The 10,378-nt window shown below is 64.4% G+C and carries 8 protein-coding genes; 4 read left to right on the forward strand and 4 right to left on the reverse strand.

Annotation, left to right across the window (positions count from 1 at the left end):
* Positions 1–19: 19 nt before the first annotated feature.
* The 3 genes from P0D71_RS30625 to P0D71_RS30635 are packed head-to-tail and all read right to left on the reverse strand — an operon-like array spanning position 20 to position 3,625.
* Positions 20–1,069, reverse strand: coding sequence for an ABC transporter permease (locus P0D71_RS30625; RefSeq protein ID WP_091805124.1), 1,050 nt, complete (start codon positions 1,067–1,069; stop codon positions 20–22).
* The gene (locus P0D71_RS30630) at positions 1,059–2,579 is read right to left on the reverse strand and encodes a sugar ABC transporter ATP-binding protein (RefSeq protein WP_408483373.1); all 1,521 of its coding nucleotides are present in this window, start codon (positions 2,577–2,579) and stop codon (positions 1,059–1,061) included. The genes P0D71_RS30625 and P0D71_RS30630 overlap by 11 nt, the downstream gene beginning before the upstream one ends.
* The gene (locus P0D71_RS30635) at positions 2,576–3,625 is read right to left on the reverse strand and encodes a sugar ABC transporter substrate-binding protein (protein ID WP_091805130.1); all 1,050 of its coding nucleotides are present in this window, start codon (positions 3,623–3,625) and stop codon (positions 2,576–2,578) included. The genes P0D71_RS30630 and P0D71_RS30635 overlap by 4 nt, the downstream gene beginning before the upstream one ends.
* Before the next feature lie 345 nt (positions 3,626–3,970).
* Between P0D71_RS30635 and P0D71_RS30640 the strand changes: the two genes are divergently transcribed.
* From P0D71_RS30640 to P0D71_RS30650, 3 genes are all read left to right on the forward strand, one after another.
* On the forward strand, positions 3,971–4,759 hold the full coding sequence (locus P0D71_RS30640; protein ID WP_091805133.1) for an IclR family transcriptional regulator: 789 nt from the start codon (positions 3,971–3,973) through the stop codon (positions 4,757–4,759).
* A 194-nt stretch (positions 4,760–4,953) separates the two neighbouring features.
* Positions 4,954–5,886 (forward strand): fimbrial protein, encoded by a 933-nt coding sequence (locus tag P0D71_RS30645; RefSeq protein WP_408483374.1) that lies wholly within the window; start codon positions 4,954–4,956, stop codon positions 5,884–5,886.
* Positions 5,887–5,995: 109 nt separating this feature from the next.
* Positions 5,996–6,541: a hypothetical protein gene (locus P0D71_RS30650; protein ID WP_091805141.1), complete on the forward strand. Its 546-nt coding sequence runs from the start codon at positions 5,996–5,998 to the stop codon at positions 6,539–6,541.
* A gap of 147 nt (positions 6,542–6,688) precedes the next feature.
* Here the strand turns inward: P0D71_RS30650 and P0D71_RS30655 are convergent, their stop codons facing one another.
* On the reverse strand, positions 6,689–9,118 hold the full coding sequence (locus tag P0D71_RS30655; RefSeq protein WP_408483375.1) for a bifunctional acetate--CoA ligase family protein/GNAT family N-acetyltransferase: 2,430 nt from the start codon (positions 9,116–9,118) through the stop codon (positions 6,689–6,691).
* A 396-nt stretch (positions 9,119–9,514) separates the two neighbouring features.
* On the opposite strand from P0D71_RS30655, the gene P0D71_RS30660 reads away from it, so the two are divergent.
* Positions 9,515–10,378, forward strand: an 864-nt coding sequence (locus P0D71_RS30660) for a LysR family transcriptional regulator (RefSeq protein WP_408483376.1), incomplete at its 3' end; no start/stop codon positions are given.

Genomic DNA, 10,378 nt, shown 5'->3' on the forward strand with positions numbered 1-10,378 from the left:
TCTCCGGAATGCGTGTGCATCAGTTCTGGCCTTCGCCGCTTGCGAGGCGCGCCACCATCAGCGAGCCCAGGATGATCGCGCCGTAGATCGCCTGGATCCAGAAAGACGGCACCTGGGCAAGCGTCAGCAGGTTCTGCACGACGCCGAGCAGCAGCACGCCGGTGAGCGCACCGAACATGGTGCCCTTGCCGCCGTCGAGCGAAATGCCGCCGATCACCGCTGCCGCGAACACCGTGAAGATCATGCCGTTGCCCTGGTTCGCGTTGATCGCGCCGACATAGCCGGTCACGATCAAACCGCCCAGCGACGCGAGCACGCTGCCGAGCACGAACACGCCCCACGTAATGCGCTCAACGCGAATCCCCGCGGCGCGCGCCGCCTCGGGATTGCCGCCGATCGCGTACAACGCGCGACCCAGCCGGTGATAGCGCAACACGAAGGCCGCGATCGCGAACGCCACTGCCGCGAGCCACACGGACAACGGCAAGCCGAACACGATGGTGGTCGCGAGCGTGAAGAACGACGGCGGCATATCGAACAGCGTGCCGCCCTTGGTCGCACCGACCAGCATGCCGCGCAGCACGATGAGCATGGCCAGCGTGACGATGAACGCGTTCAGCCGCAAACGCACCACCAGAAAGCCGTTGATGAAACCGATCACCGCGCCGACCGCCACGATGGCCAGCAAGCCGGCTGCCGCAGGCCATTGCAGGCCGAAGCCCGCGGACGCCGCCGGCATCACCAGCATCGCGCCCACGGCGGGCGCAATGCCAACCGTCGATTCGAGCGACAAATCGAACTTGCCGGTCAGCACGATCAGCGATTCGGCGAGCACGACCAGCGCCAACGCCGCGGAGGCGCCCAGTACGCTGATGAGATTCGCTTTGGTCAAAAAGCTGGGGCTGACAAATGCGCCGATCACGATCAGCAATGCGAGCGCGGGCAGCAATGCCAACTCGCGCAGGCGCGCGAGTTCGGAGCGCGCGCGTTTGCCGCGAGTGGACTGCGCCAGCGGCTGGGCCTGAGCTTGCGCGGTGCCGAAGGCGGGACTGGGCACACTATTCTTCATGGAGACTGACTCCTTCAACGGATGCGATCAGGTCGTGGTCCTGCCAACCCGCCGGAAATTCGGCCGCGACACGGCCACGGAACATGACCAGCACGCGGTCACAGGTGCGCAGATCGTCGAGTTCGCCGGACACGACCAGCACGGCCTTGCCCTCTTCGCGCACGCGATCCACGACGGAGAGCAGTGCTTCTTTCGATTTCACGTCGACGCCCGCCGTGGGATCGATCAGCACCAGCACATTGGGATTGGTGGCGAGCGCACGCGCCATCACCACCTTCTGCTGATTGCCGCCCGACAGGCCGGACACCACATGCTCCGGACCTTGCGCAACGATGCCGAGCGCATCGATCATCTTCTGGCCGAACGCGTTCTTCTTCGCGGGCGGGGCGATGCCGAACTTGCCGAGCAAACGCGCGATCGTCATCGAGGCGTTTTCCGCGACCGATTGCGTGAGCACGAGGCCTTCGTGATGGCGATCCTTCGGCACACAGCCAATGCCGTGCGCGAGTGCCGCGGGCACGTCGCCGGGCGGCAAGGTCTTGCCATCCACCCGGATCGCGCCGCGTTTGGCGGCACGCAGGCCGGCAATCGCTTCGGCCACGCTCGTACGGCCGCTGCTCGTCGCGCCGGTCAGGCCGACCACTTCGCCGCGCTTGACGGTGAACGACACGCCTTCGTAATCGGCGCCCGCGAGGCCGTCGACGTGCAGCGCGATCGCCGTGTCGGCGGGCAATGCGTCGCGCGCCGCCGCGTCGGCGACGGCGAGTCCGCCGCGTTCGCCGGTCATCGCTTCGATCAACTGCTCGCGCGGCAGCGCTGAAACCGGCGCGCTGACGATATGTCGCGCGTCGCGCAGCACCGTCACGGTCTGGCAGATTTCATAGACTTCCTGAAGATGGTGCGAGATGAACAGGAAGGTCACGCCTTCGCGCTGCAACTCGCTGATGCGCCGGAACAGGCGCTTGATTTCGTCGCCGTCGAGCTGCGCGGTCGGTTCGTCGAGAATGATGAAGCGCGCGCCGTACGACAGCGCACGTGCGATTTCCACCAGCTGCCGTGCCTCCACCGTCAGATCGCCGGCGCGGGCGTCTTCGCGCACGTCGATCTTCCAGTGATCGAGCAGCTCGCGCGCATCGCGCCGCATGGCTTGCCAATCGATCACGCCGCCGCGCAGCGGCTGCCGGTTGATAAACAGATTCTCCGCGACGCTCAGGTCGCGGATGATCGTCGAATGCTGATAGACACACGCCACGCGCTCGCGCCACGCGTCGCGATCCGCGATCGAAGGCGCGGCCGTGCCGCTGAAACGCACCTCGCCGGTGTCGGGCTTGCGCAGGCCGGTGAGGATCGACACCAGCGTCGATTTACCCGCGCCGTTGCGCCCGACGAGCGCATGCGACTCGCCGGGCATCACGCGGATGCTCACGTCTTTCAGCGCGGCCGTCGAACCGAAGCGTTTGGTGACTTCGAACGCTTCGACGACGGGCACGGAGGGCGTGGAATCGCTCATTTGACAGTATTGCCCCACAAGGCTTTGTCGTCGACATTCGACTTGGTCACGAGCGGTGCGGGCAGTTGGTCTTCCAGAATGCCCGGCGCCAGCTGGATGATGTTGCTGCCGTGATCGGTCGGGCCCGGCTTGAAGGTCTGCCCTGCCAGCGCCGCCTTGATATAGAAGAGCCCGTATTTCGCGTACGAATCGGCGGGCTGCGACACGGTTGCGTCGATATCGCCGCGGCGGATCGCATCGAACTCCTGAGGAATGCCGTCGTTGCTAACGATCACGACGTGCTTCGCGTCGCCGACAGGAAAGAGCATTTGCTTGCGGCGCAGGGTTTGCAGCGTCGGCGACAGATAGACGCCGCCAGCCTGCATGTAGATGCCTTTCACGTCGGGATTCGCGGTCAGCAGGCTGTCGAGCGCGGTCGCCGCGACGTCGCCTTTCCAGGCCGCAGGGATCTCCAGCACCGACACGCCAGGATAGCCTTTCATGCATGAGCGGAACGCTTCGGACCGGTCGCGTCCGTTGACCGAGGCGAGGTCGCCCATGATCTGCACGACCTTGCCCGACTTCACGTGATCGCCAATGTACTTGCAGGCCTTTTCGCCATACGCGCGATTGTCGGCGCGGACCACCATCGCAACCTTGCCTTGTGTGGGCGCGACGTCCACGGCGACCACGGGCACGTTCTTCGCCGCGGCGGCGTCGAGCGCGCGGCTGATCGCCGCCGAATCCAGCGGGCCGACCACGATGCCCTTCGCACCGAGGTTCAGCAGGTTGTTCATGTCCGTGATCTGCTGCGCGGGATCACCGTTCGAATTGACGGGCGCAAGAATGTCGAGGCCTATGTCCTTCGCGTACTTGGGCAGATAGTTGTTGTACGACTGCCAGAATGGCGACGTGAGCAGCGGCAGGCCGAGGCCGATCTTGCCTGCGTCGGCGGCCTGCGCGGCGCCGGTCACGCCAAGGCCGGCGAGACAGACGGCGGCCGCCGCGGCGGATAGCGAACTGCGGAACAAACTGCGAGCCGCGTGCGGCCCTTTCGCGAACGACATGGTTGTCTCCTGATTTGCGTTGTTGAACTGCGTGAACCGACACGGAATGCCAGCACTTCGTCCTGCGCTTTCTTATTGAGGGCCCCCAAACCTGCCGATTCGCGCGAGGCCCCCGAGGGTGCGCGAAAGAATTTGGGATGGCCCAGTGTTTTTTCTTGTCGAGTATTGGCGTGCGTTCATTCACCAATGAACGTATTATTCATATACGGACTTTTCGAAGTCAAGCAATGTGCGCTGCACCAAGCGTCCGTGTTTTCCCTGGACGGTGCCACCTCGCACGAGATTCGTCACGCACTTACACTCACGCGCCAGATAATGAGAACTGCACACGGAACCTCGCTCACGATGGACGCAGAAGACAAAGACGACGCCGACCGTTATCGTGCCCCGGCGCTCGACAAAGGCCTCGACATCCTCGAACTGCTCGCCGAGCAGAAGGAAGGCCTGACGCGCGCCGAAATCACCAAACTGCTGGGACGCAACGCGAGCGAGATGTATCGCATGCTCGAACGGCTGGTCGCGCGCCAGTACGTGGTGCGCTCGGCGGCGGGCGACCGCTATTCGCTCAGTCTCAAGCTGTATGCGCTCGCCCATCGTCATCCGCCGATGAACCGTCTGATCTCCGAAGCGCTGCCGCTCATGCAGCGCTTTGCCGATGCTGCCGAACAATCGTGTCACCTCGTGGTGTACGACCGCGGCAATCTGCTGGTGATCGCGCAGGTGGATGGTCCCGGCACGTGGGGTATGTCGGTGCGGCTCGGTTCGCGCGTCGGTCTGATCGATACGGGGTCGGGCCGCGTGATGCTCGCGTTTCAAAGCATCGAGCAGCGCGAACAGATGCTGGCCGAACATACCAAGGTGAAGGGCGAGGTGACGATCGACCGTGACGCGCTCGAACAGGCTTGCGCTCGGATTCGCGCGGCGGGCTTCTCGCAGAAGGACAGCCAGCAGACGTTCGGCGTGACCGATGTCACGTTTCCGATCCAGGGGCCGTCCGGCCAGGCGATCGCGGCCCTCACCTGTCCGTACCTGCGGCGTATCGACGAATACGTCGCGCCGACGCTGGAAGCCGCCACCGCGCTGCTGCGCGAGACAGTAGAGGCGTTGTCGATGTTTCGTGAGAATGCCGCGTAGCGTGACGAACCGTCGCGTGTATTCACCGGGCTAAACAAGTACTATGCGAGGCCGCCCGAATTCCCTCAGGCAGTGGCGAATTCACTCGCATACGAAGCTCTGCCATGCACGAGTACCCTCCCCGAATTGCACGTCGTCGATGTCTCGCTGTTGCCACTCTGGGCGCCGCCGCGCTCGCCGCACTGACAGTTAGCATGCCTGCTGATGCATTTCCACAGTGCACGGTCACCGGGAACGGATCCGTCGACTTTGGCACGATAGCGGTGCCGCACGATGCGCCAATTGGTTCATCGATTGGTCCGCCCGTGTCCATCACGTTGTGGGTAAGCTGTCCGCGTAATGACTATGATGGCGGACACGGCTATTTTCTCCAGTACGCCGCCTACGCAGGTGTAAACGCATCCGTGCGCGATGTGTGGGATACGAGCTTGACGGGCATCGGAGTCCGGGTCACCGACGTCACTTATAACAACGCAATTCTGTCGCGTACACGGGAGGGGGATTTTGCGCCGGCCGTCGGGTCCGGGGTAACGTATAACGCCAACTATGTTTTCACATTTCAACTCGTGAAAACCTCGGCTGAAGCAAGCAACGGACAAATCCTCAACCTGGTGTTGGCGTTGCTGAAAAGTCACGACATTAGTCACAATGTCGACTCCGCGCCTCTCAACACTTTGTCGATCGGTACAGCGACAATCGCCGCGAGTACCTGCGACGTGACGACGCCGTCTCTCAGCGTCTCGCTACCGCCGGTCGCTGCGAATGCATTTCCCGCGCGGGGTGCAACGGCCGGCAATACGAATTTCAGCATTGACCTGTCCTGCCAGCCTGGCGCCAACGTTTTCGTTACGCTCACCGACGCTACAGATTCGGGCAACACAACGAGCAATCTGACTCTCACAGGCGATTCGACCGCCTCGGGCGTCAATCTCCGTGTGCTGGACAGTAACGGATCGCCGGTCAGTTTCGGACCGGACTCGGCTGCACCGGGTACGACAAATCAATGGTTGGTCGGCCCGTCAGCGACCACAACCGGCATCCCGCTCACGGCACAATACGTTTCAACCGGCAAGGTTTCACCTGGCACGGTAAAGGGGCTGATGACCTTTACATTGAGCTATCAATAGGCCAAGCACCCGGGCTCGAAACCGGACCGCTCCCGCACATGGTTTAGAATGGCGACCCTCTCAAAAATCACGCTGCATGGGTTCGCTCATGCGCGCCCATCGATAAGCAATGGCGAAACTTCTGACCGATTCCGAATTCCAGCGTTTTTCCGAACTCCAGCAGAAGCAGTCGAGCTTCACGATCACGCCTGAAGAAGCCGACGAACTGCGCGACATCGTCGCTCACGCGCAAAAGCGGCGCGACGATCGCGCGGCGGCGATGCAAAGCATCGAGACCTTTATTCAGCAATTCGACATCAGCCCGGACGAGCTGTTTTCGCCGGAGCAGATCGGTGAGGCCGCGCGTACTTATGGCCTGATTCCGGCCGCGAAGAAAGAACGCGTGCTGCCGCCGCAATTCACGTTCAACGGCAAACCGTATCAGTGGACGGCGCGTCCGCTGCCGGACGACATTCGCGTGCCGCTGTTCGATGCGTTCAAGGCCGGTGAGTCGGTCAAGTCGTTCATCGCGACGCCGAAGGATGCGAGCCGTTGTGCGGCGACCATCGCGCGCCTGGAGCGCGAGACCGGCGCGGTGTATGGCGATGCGTGGCTTGAAGAACTGTCGGTGACGCGCACGCAAGTCGACGAAGCTGCGGCCAAGCTGGCGGCCTGAGGCGGTTTAGCTCTTTCACGCTTCCTGCGGCGAGATGCCTCCAGCGCCTCTCGCCGCTTCGATCACAGCTTCGATCACCGCTGCAATTGCCGCAGTTGCCGCGCCGCGCCGCCGACCCGCTGTACCGGCGACGCGACGGTGATCCATTTAACTCTGCACCGTTGGCGCACCGCCTTCCGCGCTTGCGTCGGCCGGTTCATCCAGCGCCATACGAAAGCCAACGACACCCGGATCCTCCGTCCGCGTAATCGTAAAGCCGCAAGCTTTGGCGAGCGAGATCATCGCCACATTCTCGCGCAGTGCCTCGCCGATCAGCCAATGCGTGCCGCGCGCCCGCGCGTATTTGATGATCCGGTCCATCAGCAATTGGCCGAGACGCCGGCCTTTCTGGTCCGAGCGCACCGCCACCGCGAATTCGGCCGTTTCGTTGTCGGGATCGGCGACCGCCCGCACCACGCCCAGTGTCCGCGTGAAACCTTCTTCGCTTCGCACAGTGGCGATCAGCGCCATTTCGCGGTCGTAGTCGATCTGCGTCATGCGCGCGAGTTGCGAGTGGTCGAAGCTGCTCACCGCGCCGAAAAATCGCAGGCGCAAATCTTCGGGCGTCATCGCTTCGACGAAGTCATGATGCGCGGCCTCGTCTTCCGGCCGAATCGGCCGCACCGTCACCCGCAAACCCTGCCAGTCCAGCGTCTCTTCGAAGCGGCGCGGATAAGGCACGATCGCGAGGCGGCTGCGCTTCGCCGCGACGCTCAATGAAGGATCGACCACCGTCACCTGATCGCGATACACCCTGAGCGTCAGCGTAAGTCCGACGAGTTCCTTGACGTCGCACACGGCTTGCGAGAGCCCCGTGAGCGCGGCCAATGCCGGTTCCGGCGCAACCAGCCGCGCGTACCGCGAGCGCGCGACGATGTCACGTGCGAGCATGGGATTGAGCGGCGGCAAGCCGTAAACCCGCAGCGGCTCGGCCAGGCCATCAACCGACGGCGCGGTGAAGCGAAATACGGGGCCGAAGTTGTCGTCGTCGTGAAGTTCGACGATGAGGTCGACTACGGGCTTGCCGGCTGATCCAGAGCTGGCTTCCGTGCCATCGGCGGCCTGCGGCGCCGTCTCCACGCGCAATCCGAATCGCTCCAGAAACCGCGCCGCCGCTTCGCCGGTGAGTTGGTGCTCACCTGCGGCGAGCGCTTCGCGTGCCTGGGCTTGAGCCGCGTCGATCGCGGCGGGGATTTGCGCCGGCAAACCCTCGGGCGTCTGCATCAGCAGTTCGCGTCCCATCCGATAATCGACCAGCCGCGCGAAGGCGCGCGCCAGCCGCTGCGGTGTCGTATGAACGGGAATGCCCTGCGCATGGAGCGCGTCGCGCGTGGCGGCATCCACGCCGCCGAAAAAGCACGCGAGCAAACCGCGATACGCGAAGCGCTGATTCGCGATCAAGGCTTGCGCCACTTCGCCCACCGGTGCGCTGTGCGTCGACGCATGCACGACGAAAGCCGTGCCCGTACTGCGCTGGTTCGCGAGCAGTTCGAGGGCGGTCCCGAAGTGCTCGGGGCGCGCGTCGTCGCCGAGCCGCAGTGGATTGCCGCCGATCGCATGCGGCAATGCCTGTTTCAATGCCTCGGACGCTTCGTCGGGCCACGGCGCGAGCGTGTCGCCGGCCGCCGCGAAGGCATCGCAGGCGAGCGTGGCGAGGCCGCTGTCGCTCGTAATCAGCGTGGCCGTGGCGCCCGCCGCCACGCGGCCCACGCCCAACGTCTCGATTTCGTCGAGCAAGTCGTCGAGCGAGTCGACCCGCACCATGCCCGCACGGCGGAACGCGGCGGTGTAGAGTCCGTCGGCGGGATCGGCGCGGCCGGAGCGCAGCGCCAGAACCGGCTTGTTGCGCGCCGCCGCGCGAGCGGCCGACATGAACTTGCGCGCCGCGCGCACGCTGTCCAGTTCGAGCAGGATGGCGCGTGTGCCGGGGTCGCTGGCCAGATAGTCGAGCACGTCGCCCGCATCCACGTCCGCCTCGCCGCCGAGCGCCACGGCGTGCGAAAAGCCGAGGCCGCGCGCCCGCGCCCAGCCGAGCACGGCATTGGTCAGCGCGTTCGACTGCGATACCCACGCGACGCCGCCCGCCTTGACCGTGCACGACGGCGCGCCCAGATGCGCGCGCAGCGCCGGCGACACCACGCCGAGACTGCCCGGCCCGACGATCCGCAGCAGATTGGGCCGCGCTGCCGAGAGCGCATGTCGCAGCGCGAGCCGGTCGTCATCGCTGCGCACCTCGCCGACAATGATCGCCGCGCGCGTGCCCAAGCCACCGAGCTGACGGATGATGCCCGGCCACGTCGCCGGCGGCGTGCAGATCACCGCGACTGTGGGCGCTTCCGGCAAGTCGCCGGTCTCGCCGATCACGGCATGGCCGCCGAGCGTCTGATACTTCGGATTGACGGGCCAGAGCGGCCCGTCGAAGCCCCCTTCCAGCACGCGCGTCCACACCATCGCGCCGGTGCTGCCGGGCCGCTCGGAGGCACCGATCACGGCGACGGATTTGGGTCGAAACAAGGCGTCGAGATTGCGAACGGTCACGGGCGCTCCAGGACTGGGGACAGCGAGCCGCGTGGCGGCCGGGCATGCGTCTCCGTCAGCATAGGCGAAGTCGGGCGCTCGCGCGGCGCTTCTCCGCGAACACGGCGGTTGCGGCGCATCGCCGACAACAGCCCAGGGCGTGCAGCGGATATTTCTTATCGAGATCAAGCAAAATGACAGAGGCAAATGCGACAATCGCCAGGCCGCCACGATAGCGGCCTATTTTGAATAATCGCTGGCCCATGGTGATTCAAATCATGCGCGCAGGAGACGCTCGCAAGGACCTGTGCTTGAGAGACAACGCGCGGCTGGCGACGCACCACGAACTCGATCCGCCGTTCCGCCCGATATCCGCCGGCCGGACTGTGGACGACTAAAAGCAATAGAAGGTGATTTATGCGGCGCTTGCCATCGCTGATCGCGTTGCGCTTCTTTGAAGAGACGGCCCGTCACATGAGTTTCAATCGCGCGGCCATTGCACTGTGCGTGACCCAAGGCGCCGTGAGCCGGCAAATCAAGCTGCTCGAAGAATCGCTCGGCGCGAAACTGTTCGAGCGCGACCACAAGGGCATTCGTCTGACGCAAGCCGGGTTGCAATTGCTGCCGTGCCTGTCCGAAGCCTTCGACACGATTGAGCGCGGCTTTCGTCAGATTTCGGTGGCCAAGGGGCGGCGGCTCGTGCTCGCCGTGCCGCCCACTTTCGCCACGCAATGGTTTTCGCCGAGGCTCGGTTCGCTCGCGGTGGAGTTGCCCGACGTCGAACTGTCGGTTCGCACGGAAGCGCACGGCGACTTTCACTGTCAGATCCGCTTTGACCGCCACGCGCTGCCGGACGGGCATTCCGAATTGCTGATGACCGAGCGCCATGTGCTCGTGGGCACACCTCGCCTGCTCGATCAACCGCTCGACGCGCTGCTCGAACGCATGCCGGCGTTGCATGTGCTGCACAACGACGCGCGGCTCGACCTGTGGCCGAACTGGCTCGCCAAGGCGGGCAGGCCCGCGCGTTACGCGGACAACGGCATCGAGTTCTCGACACTCGAACAGGCGATTCGCGCGGCGAGCAAAGGCGCGGGGCTGGCGGTCGTGGACCGGAACATGATTGTGGAAGAATTGGCGGACGGCAGTCTCGCGCAGTTTTCGGATGTCGAAGTGAGCGGGCCGTTCGGCTACTGGCTCGATATTCCGCAGCGGCACGTGGGGCTCGAACATGTGCAGGCGTTGGCGGGGTGGCTGCGGGAAGAGGTGTTGAAGCTGGAC

This window comes from Paraburkholderia sp. RL17-383-BIF-A (genome assembly GCF_046028015.1).
Classification (GTDB): Bacteria; Pseudomonadota; Gammaproteobacteria; order Burkholderiales; family Burkholderiaceae; genus Paraburkholderia.